Origin of the sequence: Sphingomonas sp. UNC305MFCol5.2 (genome assembly GCF_000712135.1) — a bacterium.
Taxonomy (GTDB): Bacteria; Pseudomonadota; Alphaproteobacteria; order Sphingomonadales; family Sphingomonadaceae; genus Sphingomonas.
The window spans coordinates 1,028,073-1,050,291 of sequence record NZ_JOOE01000001.1; the positions used below are offsets into that span (position 1 = coordinate 1,028,073).

Genomic DNA, 22,219 nt, shown 5'->3' on the forward strand with positions numbered 1-22,219 from the left:
CGACGTCCGCCATCCCCCGCCGCGGCGCTAAAAATCAGTCCGCGACCCAATCCTTCGCCGCGATCCCTTGCGCATAGAGCAACGCCGTCAAGTCATTATGATCGATCCGCGCACCCGCCGCTGCCGCGACGATCGGCTTGGCGTGATAGGCCACGCCCAGGCCTGCCTGCCGGATCATCGCGAGGTCGTTCGCGCCGTCGCCCACGGCGATCGATGCCTCGGCCGGCAGGCCCAGCTCAGCCAGCGCGCCCAGCAACGTGGTTTCCTTGGTGCTGCTGTCGACGATCGGCTTCGTGACCTTCCCGGTCAGCTTCGCATCGCCGATCTCGAGCCGGTTGGCGATCACCCGATCGAAGCCGATCTCGGAACCCACCGGCTCGGCGAAGCGCGTGAATCCGCCCGAGACGAGGATCGTCGTTGCGCCCCGCGCGCGCATCGTCCGTACCAGCGCCTTCGCGCCCGGCATCAGCTTGACGCGCTCGGCGAGGCAGCGGTCGATCGCACTTTCCTCGAGCCCCTCCAGCAACGCCACGCGGGCGTCGAGCGCCTCGGCGAAGTCGAGCTCGCCTTTCATCGCCCGCTCGGTCACTTCGGCGATCCGGCTCTTGATCCCGGCATAATCGGCGAGTTCGTCGATGCATTCGACTGTGATCATCGTCGAATCCATGTCGGCGACGAGCAGTTTCTTGCTCCGACCCTCCTGCGGCTGGACGATCACATCGGTCGCCGGAAACGCGCCCTCCAGTGCCGCACGCGCCGCGCCCGGATGCGATACGAACAACAGGTCCGCCGCTTTGCCCTGATCGATCCAGTGCCACGCCCCTGGCGCACAATCGACACCCGCCAACCGATCGGCGGCTTCGGAAAGCTGCCCCGCGCCGAGGCCGTCTGCTATGAGCGTCGCGATGAACATGGGATCCCCTGACCTGCCAACGGTGGCGCTCATCGCAGGGCCGACGGCGAGCGGCAAGTCCGCGCTCGCGCTCGCGCTCGCCGAAAAGCACCGGGGCACCGTGATCAACGCCGATTCGATGCAGGTGTATGCCGATCTGCGCATCCTGACCGCTCGCCCGACGGTCGACGAGGAATCGCGCGTGCCCCACCGGCTGTTCGGCCATGTCGACGGCGCCGACGCTTATTCGGCGGCGCGCTGGGCAGCCGAAGCGCGCGCCGCCATCACCGAAGCGCATGACGAGGGACGCCTGCCCATCCTTGTCGGCGGCACCGGCATGTATCTGCGCACTTTGCTGGAGGGCATAGCGCCGGTGCCCGAAATCGATCCGGCCATACGAAAGCAAGTGCGCGCGCTGCCGGTGGCCGAAGCGCACGCCCAGCTCGCCGCCGCCGATCCTGAAGCCGCGGCGAAGCTCAACCCGACCGACACCACCCGCGTCGCCCGCGCGCTCGAAGTCGTACGCGCCACCGGCAAGCCGCTCTCGCATTGGCAGACCCGGCGGCTCGGCGGGATCGAAAGCGAGGTCCGCCTCGCCCCGCTCATCCTCCTCCCCGACCGCGACTGGCTCGGCGAACGCATCGACCGGCGCTTCGCCGACATGCTCGATCAGGGACGCGCCGAGGCGAGCGCCCTGCTCGCCCGCACCGACATTCCGGCCGACGCTCCCGTACTGCGCGCGATCGGCGTTCCCGAACTGCGCGCGCTGTTCGCGGGCGAAACCGATGTCGTTCAGGCCGCCGCCGCCGGTGCACTTGCCACGCGACAATATGCCAAACGCCAGTATACGTGGTTCCGCCGCCAGCCGCCGCCCCACTGGGAACGCAGCAGCGCGACAGAAACAAAGGTATTATTGGGAATAATTGAAACTAAATTTCTCATATAGTGCTTGACGTGCCATTTTATTGCCGTTAGCAGCGCCAATCCCGGCGTTGTGCGGCAACGCAGCAAAAGGAGGCAGACGTGACCGAGAAGAGCGGAGCAGACATCCTGATCGAGGCGTTGAGCGACCTCGGTGTGGAGGTCATCTTCGGCTATCCCGGTGGCGCGGTGCTTCCGATTTACGACGCGCTCTTCAAGCAGGACCGCATCAAGCACGTCCTCGTCCGTCACGAGCAGGCCGCGACCCACGCCGCGGAGGGCTATGCCCGCTCGACCGGCAAGCCCGGTGTCGTGCTCGTCACTTCGGGCCCGGGCGCGACCAACGCCGTCACCGGGATCACCGATGCGCTGATGGATTCGATCCCGATGGTCGTGATCACCGGCCAGGTCCCGACCGCTTTGATCGGCACCGACGCATTCCAGGAGGCCGACACGGTCGGCATCACGCGGCACTGCACAAAGCATAATTACCTCGTGAAGGGCCCCGAGACGCTCGGCAGCATCATCCACGAGGCGTTCCACATCGCCACTTCGGGCCGCCCCGGACCGGTGGTCGTCGACATCCCCAAGGACGTGCAGGTCGCCACTGCGCGCTACGAGGCGCCGGGTCCGATCCAGCACAAGACCTATCGTCCGCAGACCCAGCCCGATGCCGCGAAGATCCAGGAAGCGGTCGACATGCTCGCCGCCGCCGAGCGCCCGGTCTTCTACACCGGCGGCGGGATCATCAATTCGGGTCCCGAGGCCTCGAAGCTGCTGCGCGAACTCGCGGCGATGACGGGCGCGCCGGTCACCTCGACGCTGATGGGCCTGGGCGCCCTGCCCGCCTCGTCGGACCAGTGGCTGGGCATGCTCGGCATGCACGGCACCTACGAAGCCAATTGGGCGATGAACAAGGCGGACCTGATCATCGCCTTCGGCGCGCGTTTCGACGATCGCGTCACCGGCCGGCTCGACGCGTTCGCGCCGAACTCCCGGAAAGTGCACATCGACATCGACCGGTCGAGCGTGAACAAGAATGTCCGCGTCGACCTGCCGATCATCGGCGATGTCGGCATCGCGCTCCGCGAGATGATCGATTGCTGGAGGGCCCGTCAGCACCCGAAGCCCGACCTCACCGAATGGTGGAACCGCATCAACGGCTGGCGCCAGACCCGCTGCCTCGATTTCGAGGAGAAGGGCGACGCGATCATGCCGCAGCGCGCGATCCGCGCACTGTACGAGGCGACGAAGCACCGCGCGCCGATCATCACTACCGAAGTCGGCCAGCACCAGATGTGGGCCGCGCAGCATTTCGGCTTCGAGGCGCCCAACAAATGGCTGACCTCGGGCGGCCTCGGCACGATGGGCTACGGCCTGCCCGCCGCGATCGGCGCGCAGCTCGGCCATCCGGACGCGCTGGTGATCGACATCGCCGGCGAGGCGTCGATCCAGATGAACATCCAGGAGCTGGCGACCGCGACCCAATATCGCCTGCCGGTCAAGATCTTCATCCTCAACAACGAATATATGGGCATGGTCCGCCAGTGGCAGGAGCTGACCTATCAGTCGCGTTATTCGGAGAGCTACAGCGACGCGCTCCCCGATTTCGTCAAGCTCGCCGAGGCCTATGGCTGGAAGGGCATTCGCATCGAGGGCCGGCAGGAGCTCGAGCCGGGCATTAGCGAGATGCTGGCCCATGACGGGCCGGTGCTCGTCGATTGCCGGGTGGCCAAGCTCGCCAATTGCTTCCCGATGATCCCGTCGGGCGCCGCCCATACCGAAATGCTGCTCCAGGCCGCCGAAGTCTCCGGCGAAATGGACGACGAAGCCAAGGCACTGGTCTGATGACTGCGCTCGAAATGGAAATGCCGTCGCTGACGGCCGAGCGCGGCTTTGCGGCAATGCGTCACTTTCTCGATGCCTATCGGGAGCGTGATGGCGGGCAGAGCGATGACCTGGCCATGCTGCTCAGTTCGCTAGCGCCGAAAAGCGACGGCAAGCCCGTTGACATCGCCCTTTGGAACGACTGGCTCGAAGCCATCGAACGGACTCGCTGAAATGCACATCAAGGAAGAGCAAAAAGAGCGGCATACGCTTGCCGTGATCGTCGACAACGAGCCGGGCATCCTCGCCCGGATCGCGGGCCTGTTCACGGCGCGGGGCTACAATATCGAAAGCCTCACCGTCTCGGAGATCACCGAGGACAATCGAATTAGTCGCATCACCATCGTGACGTCGGCCTCGGCCGCGGTGATGGAGCAGATCATCGCGCAGCTCGAGCGCCTCGTGCCGGTCCACAAGGTGACCGACCTCACGGCCTTCGGCCCGCATGTCGAGCGCGAGCTGGCGCTGGTGAAGGTCGCAGGCACCGGCGATCACCGGATCGAGGCGCTGCGCCTCGCCGAGGTCTATCGCGCCCGCGTCGTCGACGCGACGATTTCGAGCTTCGTGTTCGAAGTCACCGGCGGATCGGAGAAGATCGACAAGTTCGTCGAGCTGATGCGCGAGGTCGGCCTGGTCGAAGTCGCACGCACCGGCGTGGTGGCAATTTCACGGGGCCGCGAGGCGGCCTGAATTTTTTACCCGTCACCCCCGCGAAAGCGGGGGCCTATCTCCGAACCGTGCCCGCTCGCCGAGCCGGCAGGAGATGGGTCCCCGCTTTCGCGGGGATGACGATCGGAAAGGAAGAGAAATGAAAGTCTATTACGATCGCGACGCCGATCTGAACCTGATCACCGGCAAGAAGATCGCCATCCTCGGCTATGGCTCGCAGGGCCATGCCCATGCGCAGAATCTCCGCGACAGCGGCGTCAAGGAAGTCGCGATCGCGCTCCGCCCCGGCTCGGCTTCGGCGAAGAAGGCCGAGGACGCCGGCTTCAAGGTGCTGAGCAACAAGGAAGCCGCCGGCTGGGCCGACATCCTGATGATCCTCGCCCCCGACGAGCATCAGGCCGGCATCTGGGACGCCGATCTCAAGGGCAATATGAAGCCGGGCGCCGCGCTCGCCTTCGCGCACGGCCTCAACGTCCACTTCGGCCTGATCGAGCCGCCCGCCGACATCGACGTGATCATGATCGCCCCCAAGGGCCCGGGCCACACCGTGCGCAGCGAATATGTCCGCGGCGGCGGCGTTCCCTGCCTGATCGCGATCCACCAGGACGCCTCGGGCAATGCCCACGACGTCGCGCTCGCTTACGCCTCGGGCGTCGGCGGCGGCCGTTCGGGCATCATCGAGACCAATTTCCGCGAGGAATGCGAGACCGATCTGTTCGGCGAGCAGGCGGTGCTGTGCGGCGGCGCCACTGCATTGGTCCAGGCCGGGTTCGAGACGCTGGTCGAGGCCGGCTACGCTCCCGAAATGGCCTATTTCGAGTGCCTGCATGAGCTGAAACTCATCGTCGACCTGATGTACGAGGGCGGCATCGCCAACATGCGCTATTCGATCTCGAACACCGCCGAGTATGGCGACATCAAGACGGGCCCGCGCATCATCACCGAAGAGACCAAGAAGGAAATGAAGCGCGTCCTCGCCGACATCCAGTCGGGCCGCTTCGTCAAGGACTTCGTCCTCGACAACCGCGCCGGTCAGCCCGAGCTAAAGGCCAGCCGCATCGCGGCGAAGCGCCACCAGATCGAAGAGGTCGGCAGCGAACTGCGCGCGATGATGCCGTGGATCAGCGCCAACAAGCTGGTCGACAAAGACAAGAACTGAGCAACTCTTCTCCCTCTCCCCTTCAGGGGAGAGGGCCGGGGAGAGGGGCAAGTGCGGTGCGCCCTCGATAACCCCCTCTCCCCGGCCCTCTCCCCGCAAGCGGAGAGAGGGAGACGCAGATTTCGCTCACCATTTCGGTTAGGCTCCCCACAATCGAAAAGGGGACCCCCATGACCGAAGAAACCGAGGGCCGCGCCGGCGTGACCCGCGTCGAGGCCTATTCCGATGCAGTGATCGCGATCGTCGTGACGATCATGGTGCTCGAAATGCACGCGCCCGAGGAGCCCGGCTGGGGCAACCTCCTCCATTTGTGGCCGGTGTTCGTCTCCTATGCGCTCAGCTTCGCCTATGTCTCGATCTACTGGGTCAACCATCACCGGCTGTTCCACCACGCCACCCGCGTGACCAACGGCCTGCTCTGGTCGAACATCGCGTTGATCTTCGCGCTGTCGCTGATCCCCTTCGGCACCGCCTATCTGGGCGAGCAGATCTTCAGCCGCGACGCGACGCTCGTCTACATGGGCATCATGCTGCTGCCGTCCTTCACCTATATGTGGCTGCAGCGCACGATCCGGCGCACCGGCAGCCAGTCGGAAGAATCGAAAGCCTATCACCGCCTCGCGCTGCGCAAGGGCGCGGCGGCGAGCGCGGTCTATGTCTCGGGCATCGCGCTCACCTTCGTCTCCCCCGCGCTCGGCCTCGGCTGCGCGGCTTTGGTGGCGATCTTCTGGTGCCTGCCCGCCAGCGCGCTCGATCACCTGTTCGAAGGCTGACGCAAAGCAAAACGGCCGGGGATCGCTCCCCGGCCGCCCGCGTTCGAGGATCGAGCCTCAGAAGCCGACGCGCACCCGCCCGCCGAAGAAGCGCGGATAGCCCGGATAGCCGGCATAGTTGCCCGTCTGCTCGGGCACCGCGAAGCCGGTGATATAGTAGAACTGGTTGGTGAGGTTCTCGACGAAGAACTCGGCCCGCCACCTCTTGTCCGACGATTCGAGCCCGACCGTCGCGCTGATCAGCGGATAGCCCGGATTGTTGATCGGCGTGCGGCCGGTCACCGGATTGGGGTTGCCCGAAGGGATGGTCACTTCGCTGTTGTAGCGCATGTCGACATGGAAGAGCCCGTTGATCCGGTTGGTGATCGGCGGAGTCCAGGTCGTCGCCACGGTGACGGTGTGCTCGGGCTGGTTGTTGAACTGCCGCCCCTCCTGCCCGGCGAGCGGCGTGCCGGTGAAGTCGTTGCTGTCTGAATATTTCGCGCTGATATAGCTGTAGCCCAGCTGGAAGGTGAGGTCCCGGGCCGGGCGGATCGTCGATTCGATCTCGATGCCCTTGCTGACGCTCTTCGGCACGTTCTGGACGACGAAATTGTTGCCCGAGAATACCAGCGACTGGAGATTGTAGAAGTTCATGTAGAACGCCGCGACGTTCAGCGAGAATTCGCGGCTCGGGCTCGCCTTGAAGCCGATTTCGTAGGCGTCGTTGGTTTCCGCGCCGAAGCGCAGGTCCGAACCCTGCGCGCCGTTGCCGCCGAGCAGCACCGAATCGAACGTCGCCTGGTCGAGATTATAGCCGCCCGATTTGTAGCCATGGTCGAAGCTCGCATAAGCGAGCAACCGGTCCGAGACCTTGTACGCCAGCTTGGCGGTGCCGGTGATCTCGTTGTCGGTGAAATCGTCCTCGTAGTTGCCGTTGAACTCGGTGTTCACCGCCGGGTTGCAGCTCAGCAGGAACAGGTTGTTGAACAGCCCAGGGATCTGGCGGAGCACATTGGCATAGGCGGTCGCCGCCGGATTGCCCGCGCGCACCTGGTTGAAGAAGGTGCAGCTGCCCAGATTGTTGTTGATCGAGGCAGTCATGTCCTTGCTCTCATGGTTCCAGCGCGCACCCAGCGTCACCGAGAGCTTGTCGGTCACGTTGATGATGTTGTGCGTGAACAATGCGAAGGCGTTGGTCTTGACGCGGAAGTCGTCGGGGCTGTTGCCCTGCCCCGCCACCGCGCCCGGAAGCGGGCTCGCCGCAAGCGCGGCAAGGCCCGGGATCGGCGTGCGCGGATAGTTGGGGATCACGCAGGCGGCGGCCGGTGCGGTGCCGGCCTGCGCCCGGAAACAGCCGACCAGCGGAGCCAGCGCGCCATATGCTGCGGTGAGCGCGGGCAAGGTGTTGGGAACCGCGGGGTTGAGCAGAGCCGCGCCGACCGTCGGCACCGTCGGCCCCAGCGAGCCGTAGAATTGCAGCGGCGTGCCGAACCCGGCGCGGAGCTGGCCGGCGAACACCGTATCGACATAGCGATTGCCGTCATTGCCGATCTGCACCACGTCGCGCAGCTTGTTGGTCTCGTTCAGGTAGAAGCCGCCGATCAGCCAGTCGAGCTTGTCGCCGAACGCCGAGCCCTGCAGGCGCAGCTCCTGCGTGAAATCGGTCAGCTCGTTGCGATAGCCGTTGCGATAGGCACGATCGATGCCCGAGAAATCGATGTCCTGGTTCCGGATCACACGCCAGTTGCGATAGGCGGTGATCGAAGTGAGCTTGGTCCCGCCCAGATCCCAGTTGAGTTCGCCCGAGAAGCCCCAGTCCTTGACCTTCTCGGCGTAATCGCGGTTGGGCGACATCGCCTGGGTTCGATCGCTGCCGGGCCCGGTGTAGAGACCGACCAGCCCTTGCGCCGCCGCGATGCTCTGGATCGCCGGGGCGAGCGGCCCGCGCACCACCGAGACTGCGCCGCAGCATTGCTCGTCGGTCTCGTAATAATCGCCGATCAGGCGGAAAGTGATGTCGCCGCTGTCGAGCAAAGCCTGGCCGCGGACGTTCCAGCGGTTGATGTCGTTGATCGCGCGATCGCTGTTCGCGTCGTTGATATAGCCGTCGCGTTTGCGATAGCCCGCGTCGAGGCGCAGCGCGAGCGACTGGCTCACCGGCCCGGTGATCGCGCCCTTCACGCCGTACGCATTGTAGTTGCCGTACATCCCCTCGACATAGCCGTGGGTCTCGAACTGCGGCTGGGCGGTGTAGATGCTGAGCGCGCCGGCCGAGGTGTTGCGGCCGAACAAGGTGCCCTGGGGCCCGCGCAGCACTTCGACGCGCTCGAGCTCGGGAAGTTCGGAGATCGCCACGCCGGCGCGGGCGCGGAACACGCCGTCGATGAACACGCCGACAGCGGGCTCGAAGCCGGGATTGTCGCCGCCGGTAGTTATGCCGCGGAGATAGATGGTGGTGCCTGTCGCCGAAGACTGACCGGTGGAGCTCTGCAGCGAAGGCGCGAGCTGCTCGAGGTCACGAACATTGTCGACGCCGGCATTCTGGAGAAGCTCGGGCCCGATCGCAGTGATCGCGATCGGCACGTCCTGGACAGTCTCGTTACGCCGGGTGGCGGTGACGACGATGTCGTTGGCGCTCTGATATTCCTGCGTCTGCGTTTCGTCGGTGGTTGTGGCGGTATCCTGTGCGAACGCTGGCATCGCCAAAAGCAAGCCAAGCGCAGTCGCCGCGAGCAAATCGAGCTTCTTCATGGGTAATGTCCCCCCTCTCCTGATCGCCTCCGGCTCTTATCCGGTGTCGACGTTGCTTTTATTACGCATGCAACTAACGCTGCATTTTTCGAGCCGTCAACGGGATTGCAGCGCGGAACTTCGCGGTTTCCAGCCGTTTTTCGCCGGGCGGTACAGATAGGCAACAGGTGCCGCGCGGCGAAGACAAGCATGCCGTAGCGTAAAATGGATCAAGGCAAGGAAGGACGGGTAGATGGCGGAAATTCACGATCCTGCGGAAGATGGCGATCTGGTCGCCTCGCCCGCCAAGATCGCCGTGCCCGACGACGTTGCCGATGCGATCCGCACGCTGATCCGCTGGGCCGGCGACGATCCCGGCCGCGAAGGCCTGATCGACACGCCCCAGCGCGTCGCCCGCGCGTGGAAGGAATATTGCCAGGGCTATGGAGAGGATCCCGCGCACCACCTCTCGCGCGTGTTCGAGGAAGTCGGCGGCTATGACGAGATCGTGCTCCTGAAGGACATCCCGTTCCAGTCGCATTGCGAGCACCATATGGCGCCGATCATCGGTAAGGCGTCGATCGCCTACCTGCCGAAGGATCATGTCGTCGGCATCTCGAAGCTGGCGCGCGTGCTCCACGCCTTCGCACGCCGCCTGCAGGTCCAGGAGCGCCTCACCGCCGAAGTCGCGGATTGCATCTGGAACGAACTCGAGCCGGTGGGTGTCGCCGTGGTGATCGAGGCGAGCCACGCCTGCATGACCGCGCGCGGCGTGCGCACCCCCGGCGTCGGCATGGTCACCAGCCGGATGATGGGCGTGTTCCGCGAAGACGAGCGCAGCCGCCGCGAGGTGCTCGCCTTGATGGGTTATTGATGGGAAGCGCGGCGCCCTCCCTCCGTTCGTTTCGAGCGAAGTCGAGAAACGGTTGTGCAGCGAAGGCTTCTCGACTTCGCTCGAAGCGAACGGTTACGAGTACGTCATGGCAATGAACGTCCTCGTCACCGGCGGCGCGCGGCGCATCGGCGCGGGGATCGCGCGCCGGCTGGCGCTGCGCGGGCATGCCGTAGCGATCCACCATCACCACGCCCCCGACGACGCCGAAGCGCTGCGCGACGCGATCGCCGCGGCGGGCGGCAGTGCCTGTGTGGTCACGGGCGAACTTGCCGATGCCGCCACCGCGCCCGCGCTGATCGCCGATGCGCGCGAGGGGTTGGGCGGGCCGGTCACCGGTCTCGTCAACAATGCCTCTTTATTCGTCTTCGATGCGCTCCCGATCACCGATTTCGCATTGCTCGACCAGCATATGCGCGTGAACCTCGGCGCGCCGGTGGCGCTCGCTTCGGCGCTGGCGGCGCAGGAAGACATGGACGAAGGCGCGGTGGTCAATCTGCTCGACCAGAAGGTCGCCAATCTCAACCCCGATTTCTTCACCTATACCTGCAGCAAGGCCGCGCTCGCCGCCGCGACGCAGATGATGGCGCAGGCGCTCAGCCCGCGGATCCGCGTCAATGCGGTGTCGCCCGGCCTGACCTTGCCCAGCCTCGATCAGACGCCCGAACAATTCTCGGAACATGCCCGCCAGAATTTGCTCCAGCGCCCCGTAGCGCTCGACGACGTGGCCGCGACGGTCGAGCATCTGCTCACTTCGCGCAGCATCACCGGCCAGAACATCTTCGTCGATTGCGGCCAGCGTTTCCTGCCGCGCGACGGCGACGTGATGTTCGAAGGTCGCGAGCGTCCCGATGCCTGAATACACGATCCGGCTCGACGGGCTCGAAGTGACGATGGGCCTCGGCGTCCACCCCGAGGAGCGCGCCGGACCGCAGCGCGTGGTGCTCAGCGTCGCGATGGCCTGCCGCTACGCCACCGCGCCGCAGGATCGCATCGAAGACGTCGTGAACTATGATTTCCTCCGCGAACGCATCCTCGCGCTCGCCGCCTCGCGCCATTTCGAGCTGCAGGAAGTGCTGTGCGACGAAGTCGCCGCGCTCGCGCTTGCCGACCCCCGGGTGTATCAAGTGCGGGTAAGCTCGACCAAGCTGGACATTTATCCGGACGCGCGGATCGGATGCGAGATCGTCCGCCTGCGCGATTGACTGGAACGGAGAGAAGGATGCCCGATCGCCTCACCGGACTCGAACTGCGTTCCACCGTGTCGAACGACGGGAAGCTGACGCTCAGCCTCGAGCCCGTCACGCTCGATCCACCCGGCCCCGACGAAGTCATCGTCCGTGTCGAGGCGGCGCCGATCAATCCCTCGGATCTCGGGCTGCTGCTCGGCCCGGCCGACATGGCGACGCTCCAGCCCGGCGGCAGTGCGGATCGCCCGACCCTCACCGCCGCGATCCCCCAGGCGCGGATGGGCGCGATGAAGGCCCGCCTCGACCAGCCATTGCCCGTCGGCAACGAAGGCGCCGGCACCGTCGTGCAGGCGGGTGAGAATGTCGCGGGTCTGCTCGGCAGGAAGGTCGGGATGATCGGCGGCGCGATGTATGCGCAGTACCGCAAGATCGCCGCGCGCGACTGCATCCCGCTGCCCGAGGGCGCGAGCGCAGCCGACGGGGCATCGATGTTCGTCAATCCGCTCACGGCGCTGGCGATGGTCGAGACGCTCCGGATGGAGGGGCACAAGGCACTCGTCCACACCGCCGCCGCCTCCAATCTCGGCCAGATGCTCAACCGCATCTGCATCGCCGACGGCGTGCCCCTCGTGAACGTGGTCCGCAACGATGCGCAGGCCGCGATCCTGCGCGAAATCGGCGCCAGACACATCGTCGACAGCAGCGCAGAAGACTTCCGCGAAAAGCTCACCGACGCGATCGCCCAGACCGGCGCCACGCTGGTCTTCGACGCGATCGGCGGCGGCAAGCTCGCCAACGCGATTCTCCACGCAATGGAAGCCGCGGCCAACCGCAGCGCGACCGAATATAGCCGCTACGGCTCCTCCACGTTCAAGCAGGTCTATATCTACGGCGCGCTCGACCTCGGGCCCACCGAGCTCGACCGCGGCTACGGATTCGCCTGGAGTGTCAGCGGCTTCCTGCTCACGCCGTTCCTGATGAAGCTCGGCATGGAAGGCACGATGCGGCTGCGCGCCCGCGTCGCCGCGGAGCTGAAGACGACCTTCGCGAGCCATTACACCGCCACGATCTCGCTGACCGAGGCGCTCGATCCGGCCGTGGTCGCCGCCTACGCGAAAAAGGCGACCGGCGAGAAATATCTGATCGATCCGAGCCGCTGAACTTCACGCAGAGCCAGCCGTTCTGTCATCGCCGAGTCACTGCCCCGGCGCATCCTGGCCAGGGCGGCGGGGGCCGAGTCGAGGAGACGAGCCATGACCGATACGGAAAGCACGGCCGACACGGAAATCGCGACCGACGAAACCGACACCCTGATCGCGTCGAACAAGGTGGAAGGCACCGCCGTCTATGACGAGGACGGCGAGAAGCTCGGATCGATCTACAATTTCATGGTCGACAAGTTTTCAGGCCAGGTCGAATACGCCGTGCTCCAGTTCGGCGGCGTGTTCGGGCTCGGCAGCGACTATTATCCGCTGCCTTGGGAAAAGCTCAGCTACGACACCGATCAGGGCGGCTATGTCGTCGACATCGACAAGGAAACCCTCGAAGCCGCCCCGCGCTACACCGCCGAAGAACCGCCTGCCTTCGACCAGGCCTATGGCGAGCGCATCTACGGCTATTACGGCCTGACCTATAGCTGATGGCAGCCGAGGCGGCGCGGTTCCGGCCGCGCCGCCTCGCGTTCGTGTCCGTCCGCGCGGTCGATATCGGGCCGACCCGCTAGGCGGGACGCAGCGCCCCCCGGATTGCACGCTCGATGTCGCGGAAGGTCGCGTCGGGATAAGGCGACTGCGCACGAACTGCGCGGCGCATGTCGCGCAATTCGGCATGCATGCCCCTCTCGTCGGCCTGCACCGCCAAAACCGCGGCCTTCGCGGCGTGCTGCATCGGCTGCACGCGCGGATCGGGATCGCCGTGCCAAAGCCGCGCCGCGGCGCCCTCGGCATCGCCTTCTCCGATCGCCGCCAGATAGGCGTCGCACGAATCAAGCCAGGCCCCGCCGCCATAGCGTTTCCGATACGCGTCGATCAGCATGCGCGCGTGCGAATAATCGGACGTATCGCGATCGAGCACCCGACCGATATCGATCCCGTCCGCATGCTGATCACCCTGCGGCGCGGGATGCGGCACTGCACGGTGTGCCGCGACGAGCCAGTCCGGGACGTCCCGCAGGCGAACATTGTAACCGAGCATCGTCTGCAACCACGTGCAGGGGCGATGCGCGACCCATTCCGGCTCCCTCCGGATCGCTTCGAGCAATTGCGCGCCGTCGCTACGGCCATGGGGCAGCAGTGCCCCGAAGGCCGAAAGCCCGGACTGGATCGCCAGCGCCGACCCGAAATTGCTCGTTATAAGTCCCGGCGTGTCGAGCCCGTGCAGCCATGTCTCCCGCGATATCAGCGCAATCGCAGCGAAAAGCAGCGATGCCGCCGGACCGCCCGCCACGATCCACATCCAGCGGCCGATTGTCCCTCGCGCCAGCGTCGTCGGAACCGAGGCGACATAACCCCCCAGGTCTTTGCGATGCTCTCGTGGGAGCCAGACCAGCCTGCGGCTCGGCACGTGCAGACCGATCGGCCGCACCGAGAAGGCCACTACCCGCCACCCACACGCCAGCGCCGCTACGGCGTGTCCGGCCTCGTGAACCAGTGTCGCGATCAGTCCACCCACGACCGTGCAGATGATCGCGGCGACCAGCGTCGGCGTCGCCACGAAGGCGCTGCCATAGAGCATGAAGGCGCAGGCGGTGCCGACGAGCCAGATCAACACCCACAGGGCCGACCAACGCAGGATGCCGGAAAGCATTGCGCCTGACCGTGCTCAGGCCGCCCGGTTCGCCGCGCTCAATACCGCCCGCACCGACGCCGTCGCGATGTCGGCATCGATTCCCACCCCGAACACGGTCCGCCCATCCTCGGTCCGGCATTCGACATAGGCGGCTGCCTGCGCATCCGCACCGTGGCCGATCGCATGCTCGCTATAATCGACCACGTCGAGCGACGGCCCGGTGGTCCCGGCAAGCGCATCGATCACGCCCGAGATCAGCCCGTTGCCGCGCCCCGAGATCGATTGCTCGACGCCGTCGATCGCGATGCGGCCGACGAACACGCGCTGGCCCGCCGCGCCGGTCTCCTCGTAATCGACCAATGCGATGCGATCCTTGTCGCCCGGCAGATAGACCTGCTCGAACTTCTCCCGGATGTCCGCGGCGTTGAGTTCGCGGCTGGTCTCGTCCGCCAGCGCCTGGACGTGGCGCGAGAAGTCCGCCTGCATTCGCTTCGGCAGCTTGAGCCCGCGATCCTGCTCGAGCACCCAGGCGACGCCGCCCTTGCCCGATTGCGAGTTGACCCGGATCACCGCCTCGTAATCGCGCCCCAGATCCTTGGGATCGATCGGCAGATACGGCACGTCCCAGAGTTCGTCGTTGCGCGCTTCCTGCGCCGCGAAGCCTTTCTTGATCGCGTCCTGATGGCTGCCGGAGAACGCCGTGAACACCAGTTCGCCGGCATAAGGATGGCGCGGGTGGACGGGCAGCTGGTTGCAATATTCGACGGTCTGGATGACCTCGTCGATGTCCGAGAAGTTGAGCCCCGGATCGACACCTTGCGTGTACATGTTGAGCGCCAGCGTCACGAGATCGACATTGCCCGTGCGCTCGCCATTGCCGAACAGGCAGCCCTCGACGCGGTCCGCGCCGGCGAGCAGTCCCAGCTCGGACGCCGCGACTCCGGTCCCCCGGTCGTTGTGCGTGTGCAGGCTGATCACCACGGAATCGCGGTTGCGGATGTTGCGCCCGAACCATTCGATCTGATCGGCGTAGATATTGGGCGTCGCCGCCTCGACTGTCGCCGGCAGATTGAGGATCAGCGGCTTCTCGGGCGTCGGGCGCAATATCTCCATCACCGCCTCGCAAACCTCGACCGAGAAATCGAGCTCGGCGGTGGAGAAGGTCTCGGGGCTGTACTCGAAATGCCAGTCTGTATCGGGCTGCTTCGCCGCCTCGTCGCGCAGCACCTTGGCGCCGGCGACTGCGATCTCGCGGATCTCGTCGCGGCTCATCCCGAACACGATGCGCCGCCACGCGGGCGAAACGGCGTTATAGAGATGGACGATCGCCTTCTTCGCACCCTTGAGGCTCTGGAAGCTCGTCTCGATCAGATCCTGCCGCGATTGGGTGAGTACCTGGACGATCACGTCGTCCGGAATGCGCCCGTCGCGCACCAGCCCCGAGATGAAGTCGAATTCGGTCGCGCCGGCGCTAGGGAAACCGACTTCGATCTCCTTGACACCCACCTTCACCAGCAAGTCGAAGAAGCGCTGCTTCTTCTCGCCGTCCATCGGATCGATCAGCGCCTGGTTGCCGTCGCGCATGTCGGTGGAGAGCCAGCGCGGCGGCTTCGTGATCGTCTTCGACGGCCATTGCCGGTCGGGCAGGTCCACCTGCGGGAAGGGACGGTATTTTACGCTCGGGTCGCGCAACATGGGAAGCCTCTCAAGGGATCGCGGACGCGCCGTAGCGCGTGCCAGTTCGTGCTGGAAGTTCTTTGGCCCTCGGCCATTTGCCCTTAGAGGCGTACGCGCGCAGCGGTTCGGCCCCTAAGGGCGGATAAGTCGCAGAAGGCGCAGCGCGTTCGTCACGGTGCCCCTGTTAGCGAACATGGCGCTTTTGTCCACCATGGTTGATCTACGGAGCGCCAAAGCCCCGATTTGCGTCAGGCGCCCGGTCAGGCAGTGGTGTTCGCCACGGCCTCGGCATCCGCTGCATTGTCCACGGCGGCATTGTCCGGAGCATCTTCCGCTGCGGCGGGCGCTTCTTCGGGCGTTTCGCTTGCCCGGGGGGTCGGCGTCGCGACGATCTCCGCCATGGGCGGCGCGTCCGAATAATTGGTCCCGGTGGTCCCGCCGCCCCCGCATGCCGTCAACGCCAGGAGCCCGCCCAACACCAGAACCCGCATCGTCTGCCCTCCCTGTGGAGGGGCGTTCCTAGCACGATCGACGCCGCCGGCCTACCGGGCAACATGCGCCTCGCCTGCGGTCGACCGGAGAAACCCGCATGGCGAAGCATCTGAAAAAGGCCGATCGGGTCGGCTGGAAATCGCCCGGAGGCACCGCGCAAGGCAAAGTCGTGTCTAGACAGACGCGCGATACCACGATCAAAGGGCATCAGGTGCGTGCATCCGAGCACGAACCGCAATACATCGTCGAGAGCGACAACGGCGGAAAGGCTTCCCACAAGCCGGGGGCGCTGACGAAGGAATAGCCCGGCAACGGGCAGAACAGGAGACGAAGAATATGGCTGAGACGAAAGCACGCGGTGGCATCGCCAAGCCGGTTACACCCTCGCCCGAGCTGGCCAAGATCGTCGGCACCGCCGATCTGCCCCGCAGCGAGATTGTCAGCAAGATGTGGGATTACATCAAGAAGAACAACCTCCAAAACCCTGCAAACAAGCGGGAAATTCTGGCGGACGCGACCCTGAAGCCGATCTTCGGCGCCGACAAGGTCACGATGTTCGAGATGAACAAGCACATTTCCAAGCACGTCAAGTGAGGCCCGCGCCGGCGCTGCGCCGGCAGGACTGACGCTGACAGGGGGCGGGTCTCGCGAGAGGCCCGCCCCTTTCGCTTTACGGGAGCCCGAGGGCAGGTGTGCCCGAGACGACTCAGGTGGTGAGCAACGACGCCCACAGCACGGCAAGACCTGGCGGATCGCCTCAATTCACTCGCCTGAGGCTGGAAAAGAGCCCGATCCACCGCGCTGAATCGGCGCTCCGCCGCATTTATCCACAGCTTTTCCTCGGTGGTCACGCGCCGTCGTCGCTGGCATGGCGGAGCCATAACAGGAGACGAGCCATGTCCGAGCGTTTCGAACGCCACCGCCAGCCCTGGCGCACCGACGAGATCCAGAAACTGCATACCCTCGCCAAGAAGGGCATGGCGCTCAAGGCGATCGCCAAGGCGCTCACCCGCAGCGAGGAATCGGTGAAAGAGCGCGCCAAGCTCGACGGCCTGAGCATCGCCAAGCTGCATTGAGCGTCTTGCCTGCCCCCATCCGTCACCCCGGCCTTGGGCCGGGGTCCACCGCGCCACCACGGCAGGGCAAGAGGCTCGAGCTTCTCGCCTCGCCGCCCCGTGGACCCCGGCACTCCGGCCGGGGTGACGAAGAGGAAATGGCCAGGTGAGCCGCATCTACGACGCGATCATCCTCGGCGGCGGCGCCGCCGGCCTGATGTGCGCCGCGGTCGCCGGCCAGCGCGGTCGGCGCGTCCTGCTGCTCGATCACGCCTCGGAGGTCGGCAAGAAGATCCTGATCTCCGGCGGCGGCCGCTGCAACTTCACCAACATCCACACCGCGCCCGACCGCTATCTCTCGGCCAACCCGCATTTCGCCAAGTCCGCCCTTGGCCGCTACACCGCGCAGGATTTCCTCGCTCTGGTCGAGCGCCATCGCATCGCGTGGCACGAGAAGACGCTCGGCCAGCTCTTCTGCGACGGCTCGGCGCGCCAGATCGTCGACATGCTGCTCGACGAATGCGCGCGCGGCCAGGTCGAGATCGGGACCGGACGCAGCGTCGGTGAAGTCGATCACGCAGATGGCCGCTACCGGGCAGGCGACGCCGAAGCCCCGGCACTGGTGATCGCCACCGGCGGCCCCTCGATCCCCAAGATGGGCGCCACCGGTTTCGCCTATGATCTCGCCCGCCGCTTCGGCCTCAAGATCGTCGAGCCCCGCCCCGCGCTCGTCCCGCTCACGCTCCCGCCCGATCAGGCGCTGTTCCGCGAGCTTTCCGGCGTCTCGACCCACGTCATCGCCCGCGCCGGCAAGGCCGCCTTCCCCGAAGCCGCGCTCTTCACCCATCGCGGCCTCTCGGGCCCCGCGATCCTCCAGATCTCGAGCTATTGGCGTCACGGCGAGCCGATCCAGATCGACTTCCTCCCCGGTCGCCCCGCGAACTGGCTCACCGACGCCAAGCGCACCAACCCTCGCGCGGCGCTGCGCAAACTGCTCGCCGAGGCCCTGCCCGGCCGCCTCGCCGAAACCCTCGCCGAACAGCTCGCGCTCCCCGGAGATCTCGGCAACCTCCCCGACCGCAAGCTGCAGGAAGCCGAACGCCGCCTCGCCGCATGGCCCTTCCTCCCCAATGGCACCGAGGGGTTCGCCAAGGCCGAAGTCACGATCGGCGGGATCAGCACCGCCGAGCTGTCCTCGCAAACGATGGAGGCCCGGAAAGTCCCCGGCCTCTACGCGATCGGCGAGGCAGTCGACGTCACCGGCTGGCTCGGCGGCTATAATTTCCAATGGGCCTGGGCGAGTGGCTGGGCAGCTGCGCAGGCTCTCTGAGGCATAAACCGTTCGTTTCGAGCGAAGTCGAGAAACAGTCACGAATGCCGCCCAAGGTTTCTCGACTACGCTCGAAACGAACGGAAAAATCGGGCGCTACTTGCCCTGCATCCCCTGCGTCCGCTTCGTCACCGTCGCGCTGCGCAACGCCTCGGTGCGGCCGCGCAGCAACGCCACTTCGGCCTCGGTATAGCCGCCATTGGAAAAGCGCGCGCTCATCGCCTCGATCCGACGGCTCTCGCGGCGCAGCGCCCGCGCCTCGCTCCGGCTCAGCTGCCCCGCCTGCCGCCCGGCCTCGATGTCGGCCCGGACGCCGCGGACATCGCGCGATATCGAGACGCCGCGCACCAGCCCCGGATCGGCCGGTTCGGGGAGCCGGATATCCCCGCGGATCGACGGGCTCCCCGAAAGCCCCCGCATCGATCCCGCGATCTGCGCCGATGCCGGCGCGGCCGCCGCCGTAGCGAGGACGAACATTCCGATCGCAACCACACGCATGCGCAAGTCTCCCCTGATGGCCCTTCCACTCAGCCTCTCCCCCGCCGACTGAACCCCCGCTTAATCCCGCGCCCGCCTCAGGACTTCCCCCGCCGACCGCGATTTAACTTGCCCTTGACGCCCTCCGCGCCCATGTGCGCGGTTCCATGGAATTCCAGAACCTCCCCGCGCTTCTCGCCGAAGCGCTCGCCGCGCGTGATTATTCCGCGCCCACCCCCGTCCAGGCCGCCGTCCTCGAGCCCGAGGCACAGGGCCGCGACCTCATCGTCTCCGCCCAGACCGGCTCGGGCAAGACAGTCGCCTTCGGCCTCGCAATGGCCGGCGAGCTGATCGGCGAGGACGGCCGGATCGTCCCCAGCCGCGAGCCGCTCGCCCTCATCATCGCCCCGACCCGCGAACTCGCGCTCCAGGTCAGCCGCGAACTGATGTGGCTCTACGGCCAGAGCGGCGCGCGCATCGCCACCTGCGTCGGCGGCATGGACGCGTCGAAGGAGCGCCGCCAGCTCAACCACGGCGCGCACATCGTCGTCGGCACGCCCGGGCGCCTGCGCGACCATCTCGAACGCGGCGCGCTCGACCTCTCGGCCCTCCGCGCCGCCGTCCTCGACGAAGCCGACGAGATGCTCGACATGGGCTTCCGCGACGATCTCGAGCACATCCTCGACGCCACCCCCAACGAGCGCCGCACGCTCCTGTTCTCGGCGACGATGCCCAAGCCGATCGTCGCGCTCGCCCGCCGCTACCAGACCGACGCGCTGCGCATCTCGACCGTCGGCGAGGATCGCGGCCATGGCGACATCGCCTATCAGTGCGTCACCATCTCGCCCTCGGACACCGAGCATGCGGTGATCAACCTGCTCCGCTTCCACGAGGCCGAGACCGCGATCCTGTTCTGCGCCACGCGCGACAATGTCCGCCACTTGCACGCCACCCTCGTCGAGCGCGGCTTCTCCGCCGTCGCGCTCTCGGGCGAGCACAGCCAGTCCGAGCGCAACCACGCGCTCCAGGCCCTGCGCGATCGTAGGGCCCGCGTCTGCGTCGCCACCGACGTCGCCGCGCGCGGCATCGATTTGCCCACCCTCAGCCTCGTCATCCATGTCGAGCTGCCGCGCGACGCCGAGGCGCTCCAGCACCGCTCGGGCCGCACCGGCCGCGCCGGCAAGAAGGGCACCGCGGTCCTCCTCGTCCCCTATCCGCGCCGCCGCCGCGTCGAGATGATGCTCAAGGGCGCGCGCATCAACGCCGAGTGGATCGAGGCCCCCACCCCCGAGGCGATCCGCGCCAACGATCGCGAGCGCCTCCTCGCCGCCCTGCTCGCGCCGATCGAGACCGACGAGGAAGACGCCGCCCTCGCCGAGCGCCTGCTCGCCGAGAAGACTCCGCAGGAGATCGCCGCCGCATTGGTCCACGCCCATCGCGCCGCGATGCCGCAGCCCGAGGAGATGATCGAGCAGACTCCGGAAGGGCGCCGCGCCGCCCAGCAGGAGCGTCACCGCCCCGGCTTCGACGACATCGCCTGGTTCCACATGGATATCGGCCGCCGCCAGAACGCCGATCCGCGCTGGATCCTGCCTTTGATCTGCCGTCGCGGCCACATCACCAAGAACGAGATCGGCGCGATCCGCATCGGCCCGAACGAGACTTTCTTCCAGGTGCCCAGAGCCATCGCCGCCAAGTTCGCCGCTGCGGTCGCGCGCACCACCGAAGGCGAAGAGGACGTCCGCATCGAGCCCTCGCGCGACGGCCCGCCCCAGCACGGCGGCGGCGCCCGCAGCCCGCACCAAGGCGGCGGACGCCCCTCGCACCACAGCGGCCCCCGCCCCCCGCACCAGGGCGAAGGCCGTCCGCAGCGCCGTCAGGACCCCAGCCCCCCCCAGACGCCGTACAAGGCCAAACCCCACCGCAAGGGCCCGCCGACGCGCTGAAGCCTTATTCTTCCCTCGCCCCCGTAGGGGGAGAGGGTTGCGCAGACTTAGGTTTTGCGAAGCAAAGCCTTAGTCGGAGCTGGGTGAGGGGGTGCGGCCGCAAGGCGGCCGCGCGGAGCGCCGCTCCGCCCTACCCCTCACCAAGCTGCGCTAGGCAGCAAGCTGCCAAGCTTCGCTATCCTCTCCCCTATCAAGGGGAGAGGAATGGTCTAGTCCAAGGCCGTATCGGACTATGGCGAATAGGCACGAAGAACCCGCCACTTCGACCAGAGGAATAGCCCATGCCCAACCCCCGCATCCTCGTCGACGCCGATGCCTGCCCGGTGAAGGAGGAAATCTACAAGGTCGCCTGGCGCCACGAGGTTCCCGTCGTCGTGGTCAGCAACCAGCACCTCCGCATCCCCGCGCATCCGCTGCTCACCCGCCAGGTGGTGAGCGATGCCTTCGACGCCGCCGACGACTGGATCGCCGAGCAATCCGCTCCCGGCGCGATCGTGATCACCGCCGACATCCTCCTCGCCGACCGCGCGCTGAAGGCCGGCGCCCGCGTCCTCGCCCCCACCGGCAAGCCCTTCACCACCAGCTCGATCGGCGGCGCCATCGCCACGCGCGCGATCATGGCGGACCTGCGCGCGGGCGGCGACCAGCTCGGCGGCCCGAAACCCTTCGCGGCGGCGGATCGGTCGCGGTTCCTGCAGGCGCTGGACGCGGCGGTGGTGGCGGTGAAGCGAGGCGGTTAGCGGGCCGGCCCCTCCCTTCTCCCCACAAGGGAAAAAGGAGCGATCTCAGCGCCGCTGCTGGAACACCAACGTGTTCCCGCTGGGATCGTCGACATAGAATTCACGCGTACCCCAGGTCTGATCCAAGGGCGCTTCATGCACAGGCGAGCCGGCGCGACCCGGCACCGGAAGCCCCCGTGCCAAGAACGACGCGAACAGCGCGTCGACGTGGTCGCAAAGCACGATCGCGGAACAATGCCCGAACCGCCCCTCTCCCGGCGTCAAGTTGAGGTGCATCTCGTCCCCACCGCGGGTCAGCACGGCATAGAACGGCGCCTCCTCGGGCATGACGGAAGCGAGTTCGAAGTCGAGGACGCGCGTGTAGAAGGCAACCGCCTCCGGAATATCGCGCACGGTCAGCAACGGAATGAGCACGGGACATCCTCCCTGCTTCGATTAGGTCGCGCAAGGTCTCACAAACGGAGACGGGCGGCAAACCGGTAGCAGCAGGCTCCTTCACCGCGCGGGCAAACCCTTCGCCACCAGCTCGAGTGGCGGTGGCGGATCGCTCGCGGTTCCTGCAAGCGCTGAATGCGGCGGTGGTGGCGGTTAAGCGGGGCGGGTGGCGAAGAGGTGAACAA

Annotated in this window: 23 protein-coding genes and 1 pseudogene; 17 read left to right on the forward strand and 7 right to left on the reverse strand. The window is 66.4% G+C overall.

What is annotated here, in order from left to right; all coding sequences use genetic code 11:
• Positions 1 to 34 precede the first annotated feature (34 nt).
• Positions 35 to 913 (reverse strand): phosphoserine phosphatase SerB, encoded by an 879-nt coding sequence (serB, locus tag BR78_RS0104965; RefSeq protein WP_029728696.1) that lies wholly within the window; start codon positions 911 to 913, stop codon positions 35 to 37.
• On the opposite strand from serB, the gene miaA reads away from it, so the two are divergent.
• The 6 genes and pseudogenes from miaA to BR78_RS0104995 all read left to right on the forward strand — a co-directional run bounded on the left by miaA (position 912) and on the right by BR78_RS0104995 (position 6,301).
• Positions 912 to 1,838 (forward strand): tRNA (adenosine(37)-N6)-dimethylallyltransferase MiaA, encoded by a 927-nt coding sequence (miaA, locus tag BR78_RS0104970; protein WP_029728695.1) that lies wholly within the window; start codon positions 912 to 914, stop codon positions 1,836 to 1,838. The two genes, serB and miaA, sit on opposite strands and share 2 nt — an antisense overlap.
• 68 nt (positions 1,839 to 1,906) lie before the next feature.
• A pseudogene (locus tag BR78_RS0104975) lies at positions 1,907 to 3,661 on the forward strand (acetolactate synthase 3 large subunit); the annotation flags it as partial.
• Positions 3,661 to 3,873: a hypothetical protein gene (locus tag BR78_RS0104980; protein ID WP_029728693.1), complete on the forward strand. Its 213-nt coding sequence runs from the start codon at positions 3,661 to 3,663 to the stop codon at positions 3,871 to 3,873. The pseudogene BR78_RS0104975 and the gene BR78_RS0104980, both read left to right, overlap by 1 nt.
• Before the next feature lies 1 nt (position 3,874).
• Positions 3,875 to 4,390 carry an acetolactate synthase small subunit gene (gene ilvN / locus BR78_RS0104985; RefSeq protein WP_029728692.1) on the forward strand — a complete coding sequence of 172 codons (516 nt, stop codon included), beginning with the start codon at positions 3,875 to 3,877 and terminating at the stop codon, positions 4,388 to 4,390.
• Positions 4,391 to 4,508: 118 nt separating this feature from the next.
• Positions 4,509 to 5,528, forward strand: a complete 1,020-nt coding sequence (gene ilvC / locus BR78_RS0104990; RefSeq protein WP_029935339.1) for a ketol-acid reductoisomerase — start codon at positions 4,509 to 4,511, stop codon at positions 5,526 to 5,528.
• Positions 5,529 to 5,698: 170 nt separating this feature from the next.
• Positions 5,699 to 6,301: a TMEM175 family protein gene (locus tag BR78_RS0104995; RefSeq protein ID WP_029727533.1), complete on the forward strand. Its 603-nt coding sequence runs from the start codon at positions 5,699 to 5,701 to the stop codon at positions 6,299 to 6,301.
• 57 nt (positions 6,302 to 6,358) lie between these two features.
• Here BR78_RS0104995 and BR78_RS0105000 read toward each other — a convergent pair whose 3' ends face one another.
• Positions 6,359 to 9,034, reverse strand: a complete 2,676-nt coding sequence (locus BR78_RS0105000; protein WP_029728677.1) for a TonB-dependent receptor — start codon at positions 9,032 to 9,034, stop codon at positions 6,359 to 6,361.
• A gap of 232 nt (positions 9,035 to 9,266) precedes the next feature.
• Here BR78_RS0105000 and folE point away from each other — a divergent pair, with 232 nt between their 5' ends.
• The 5 genes from folE to BR78_RS0105025 all read left to right on the forward strand — a co-directional run bounded on the left by folE (position 9,267) and on the right by BR78_RS0105025 (position 12,735).
• Complete coding sequence (gene folE / locus BR78_RS0105005; RefSeq protein WP_025561221.1) at positions 9,267 to 9,887, forward strand: GTP cyclohydrolase I FolE; 621 nt, start codon at positions 9,267 to 9,269, stop codon at positions 9,885 to 9,887.
• Positions 9,888 to 9,993: 106 nt separating this feature from the next.
• Positions 9,994 to 10,764 (forward strand): SDR family oxidoreductase, encoded by a 771-nt coding sequence (locus tag BR78_RS0105010; protein WP_025561222.1) that lies wholly within the window; start codon positions 9,994 to 9,996, stop codon positions 10,762 to 10,764.
• Positions 10,757 to 11,110 (forward strand): dihydroneopterin aldolase, encoded by a 354-nt coding sequence (locus tag BR78_RS0105015; RefSeq protein WP_025561223.1) that lies wholly within the window; start codon positions 10,757 to 10,759, stop codon positions 11,108 to 11,110. Before BR78_RS0105010 ends, BR78_RS0105015 begins: the two co-directional genes overlap by 8 nt.
• A 17-nt stretch (positions 11,111 to 11,127) precedes the next feature.
• Complete coding sequence (locus tag BR78_RS0105020; protein ID WP_025587724.1) at positions 11,128 to 12,255, forward strand: zinc-binding dehydrogenase; 1,128 nt, start codon at positions 11,128 to 11,130, stop codon at positions 12,253 to 12,255.
• A gap of 93 nt (positions 12,256 to 12,348) precedes the next feature.
• Positions 12,349 to 12,735: a PRC-barrel domain-containing protein gene (locus BR78_RS0105025; RefSeq protein WP_025561063.1), complete on the forward strand. Its 387-nt coding sequence runs from the start codon at positions 12,349 to 12,351 to the stop codon at positions 12,733 to 12,735.
• 79 nt (positions 12,736 to 12,814) lie between these two features.
• Here BR78_RS0105025 and BR78_RS0105035 read toward each other — a convergent pair whose 3' ends face one another.
• The 3 genes from BR78_RS0105035 to BR78_RS0105045 form a co-directional block, all read right to left on the reverse strand.
• On the reverse strand, positions 12,815 to 13,900 hold the full coding sequence (locus BR78_RS0105035) for a M50 family metallopeptidase (RefSeq protein ID WP_025561065.1): 1,086 nt from the start codon (positions 13,898 to 13,900) through the stop codon (positions 12,815 to 12,817).
• A 15-nt stretch (positions 13,901 to 13,915) separates the two neighbouring features.
• Positions 13,916 to 15,577, reverse strand: a complete 1,662-nt coding sequence (leuA, locus tag BR78_RS0105040) for a 2-isopropylmalate synthase (protein ID WP_025561066.1) — start codon at positions 15,575 to 15,577, stop codon at positions 13,916 to 13,918.
• Between the two features lie 242 nt (positions 15,578 to 15,819).
• A complete protein-coding gene (locus BR78_RS0105045; protein WP_025561067.1) occupies positions 15,820 to 16,050 on the reverse strand; it encodes a hypothetical protein in 231 nt (76 codons plus the stop codon).
• A gap of 98 nt (positions 16,051 to 16,148) precedes the next feature.
• Here BR78_RS0105045 and BR78_RS0105050 point away from each other — a divergent pair, with 98 nt between their 5' ends.
• The 4 genes from BR78_RS0105050 to BR78_RS0105065 all read left to right on the forward strand — a co-directional run bounded on the left by BR78_RS0105050 (position 16,149) and on the right by BR78_RS0105065 (position 18,436).
• Entirely contained in the window at positions 16,149 to 16,355 is a 207-nt protein-coding gene (locus tag BR78_RS0105050; protein ID WP_025561068.1) for a DUF2945 domain-containing protein, read from the forward strand.
• Between the two features lie 32 nt (positions 16,356 to 16,387).
• Positions 16,388 to 16,645, forward strand: coding sequence for an SWIB/MDM2 domain-containing protein (locus BR78_RS0105055; protein WP_025561069.1), 258 nt, complete (start codon positions 16,388 to 16,390; stop codon positions 16,643 to 16,645).
• 302 nt (positions 16,646 to 16,947) lie between these two features.
• Complete coding sequence (locus BR78_RS0105060) at positions 16,948 to 17,127, forward strand: hypothetical protein (protein ID WP_025561070.1); 180 nt, start codon at positions 16,948 to 16,950, stop codon at positions 17,125 to 17,127.
• A 145-nt stretch (positions 17,128 to 17,272) separates the two neighbouring features.
• Positions 17,273 to 18,436, forward strand: coding sequence for an NAD(P)/FAD-dependent oxidoreductase (locus BR78_RS0105065; protein ID WP_025561071.1), 1,164 nt, complete (start codon positions 17,273 to 17,275; stop codon positions 18,434 to 18,436).
• Between the two features lie 96 nt (positions 18,437 to 18,532).
• Here the strand turns inward: BR78_RS0105065 and BR78_RS0105070 are convergent, their stop codons facing one another.
• Entirely contained in the window at positions 18,533 to 18,934 is a 402-nt protein-coding gene (locus BR78_RS0105070; protein WP_025561072.1) for a hypothetical protein, read from the reverse strand.
• A 146-nt stretch (positions 18,935 to 19,080) separates the two neighbouring features.
• Between BR78_RS0105070 and BR78_RS0105075 the strand changes: the two genes are divergently transcribed.
• Together BR78_RS0105075 and BR78_RS0105080 are read left to right on the forward strand one after the other, a co-directional pair.
• The gene (locus BR78_RS0105075; RefSeq protein WP_025587728.1) at positions 19,081 to 20,859 is read left to right on the forward strand and encodes a DEAD/DEAH box helicase; all 1,779 of its coding nucleotides are present in this window, start codon (positions 19,081 to 19,083) and stop codon (positions 20,857 to 20,859) included.
• 281 nt (positions 20,860 to 21,140) lie between these two features.
• The gene (locus BR78_RS0105080; RefSeq protein ID WP_025561187.1) at positions 21,141 to 21,599 is read left to right on the forward strand and encodes a YaiI/YqxD family protein; all 459 of its coding nucleotides are present in this window, start codon (positions 21,141 to 21,143) and stop codon (positions 21,597 to 21,599) included.
• Between the two features lie 45 nt (positions 21,600 to 21,644).
• Here BR78_RS0105080 and BR78_RS0105085 read toward each other — a convergent pair whose 3' ends face one another.
• Positions 21,645 to 22,013 carry a bleomycin resistance protein gene (locus BR78_RS0105085; protein WP_025561186.1) on the reverse strand — a complete coding sequence of 123 codons (369 nt, stop codon included), beginning with the start codon at positions 22,011 to 22,013 and terminating at the stop codon, positions 21,645 to 21,647.
• Positions 22,014 to 22,219 lie beyond the last annotated feature (206 nt).

Excerpts from the sequence above, each read along its gene's own strand:
- BR78_RS0105060 (WP_025561070.1), top strand. The coding sequence starts at position 16,948 with ATGTCCGAGCGTTTCGAACGCCACCGCCAGCCCTGGCGCACCGACGAG.
- BR78_RS0104980 (WP_029728693.1), top strand. The coding sequence starts at position 3,661 with ATGACTGCGCTCGAAATGGAAATGCCGTCGCTGACGGCCGAGCGCGGC.
- BR78_RS0105070 (WP_025561072.1), bottom strand. The coding sequence starts at position 18,934 with ATGCGTGTGGTTGCGATCGGAATGTTCGTCCTCGCTACGGCGGCGGCC.
- BR78_RS0105055 (WP_025561069.1), top strand. The coding sequence starts at position 16,388 with ATGGCTGAGACGAAAGCACGCGGTGGCATCGCCAAGCCGGTTACACCC.
- BR78_RS0105000 (WP_029728677.1), bottom strand. The coding sequence starts at position 9,034 with ATGAAGAAGCTCGATTTGCTCGCGGCGACTGCGCTTGGCTTGCTTTTG.
- serB (WP_029728696.1), bottom strand. The coding sequence starts at position 913 with ATGTTCATCGCGACGCTCATAGCAGACGGCCTCGGCGCGGGGCAGCTT.
- BR78_RS0105025 (WP_025561063.1), top strand. The coding sequence starts at position 12,349 with ATGACCGATACGGAAAGCACGGCCGACACGGAAATCGCGACCGACGAA.
- BR78_RS0105050 (WP_025561068.1), top strand. The coding sequence starts at position 16,149 with ATGGCGAAGCATCTGAAAAAGGCCGATCGGGTCGGCTGGAAATCGCCC.
- BR78_RS0105015 (WP_025561223.1), top strand. The coding sequence starts at position 10,757 with ATGCCTGAATACACGATCCGGCTCGACGGGCTCGAAGTGACGATGGGC.
- folE (WP_025561221.1), top strand. The coding sequence starts at position 9,267 with ATGGCGGAAATTCACGATCCTGCGGAAGATGGCGATCTGGTCGCCTCG.
- BR78_RS0105045 (WP_025561067.1), bottom strand. The coding sequence starts at position 16,050 with ATGCGGGTTCTGGTGTTGGGCGGGCTCCTGGCGTTGACGGCATGCGGG.
- BR78_RS0105020 (WP_025587724.1), top strand. The coding sequence starts at position 11,128 with ATGCCCGATCGCCTCACCGGACTCGAACTGCGTTCCACCGTGTCGAAC.
- BR78_RS0105035 (WP_025561065.1), bottom strand. The coding sequence starts at position 13,900 with ATGCTTTCCGGCATCCTGCGTTGGTCGGCCCTGTGGGTGTTGATCTGG.
- BR78_RS0104995 (WP_029727533.1), top strand. The coding sequence starts at position 5,699 with ATGACCGAAGAAACCGAGGGCCGCGCCGGCGTGACCCGCGTCGAGGCC.
- miaA (WP_029728695.1), top strand. The coding sequence starts at position 912 with ATGGGATCCCCTGACCTGCCAACGGTGGCGCTCATCGCAGGGCCGACG.
- ilvN (WP_029728692.1), top strand. The coding sequence starts at position 3,875 with ATGCACATCAAGGAAGAGCAAAAAGAGCGGCATACGCTTGCCGTGATC.
- leuA (WP_025561066.1), bottom strand. The coding sequence starts at position 15,577 with ATGTTGCGCGACCCGAGCGTAAAATACCGTCCCTTCCCGCAGGTGGAC.
- BR78_RS0105010 (WP_025561222.1), top strand. The coding sequence starts at position 9,994 with ATGGCAATGAACGTCCTCGTCACCGGCGGCGCGCGGCGCATCGGCGCG.
- BR78_RS0105080 (WP_025561187.1), top strand. The coding sequence starts at position 21,141 with ATGCCCAACCCCCGCATCCTCGTCGACGCCGATGCCTGCCCGGTGAAG.
- BR78_RS0105075 (WP_025587728.1), top strand. The coding sequence starts at position 19,081 with ATGGAATTCCAGAACCTCCCCGCGCTTCTCGCCGAAGCGCTCGCCGCG.
- ilvC (WP_029935339.1), top strand. The coding sequence starts at position 4,509 with ATGAAAGTCTATTACGATCGCGACGCCGATCTGAACCTGATCACCGGC.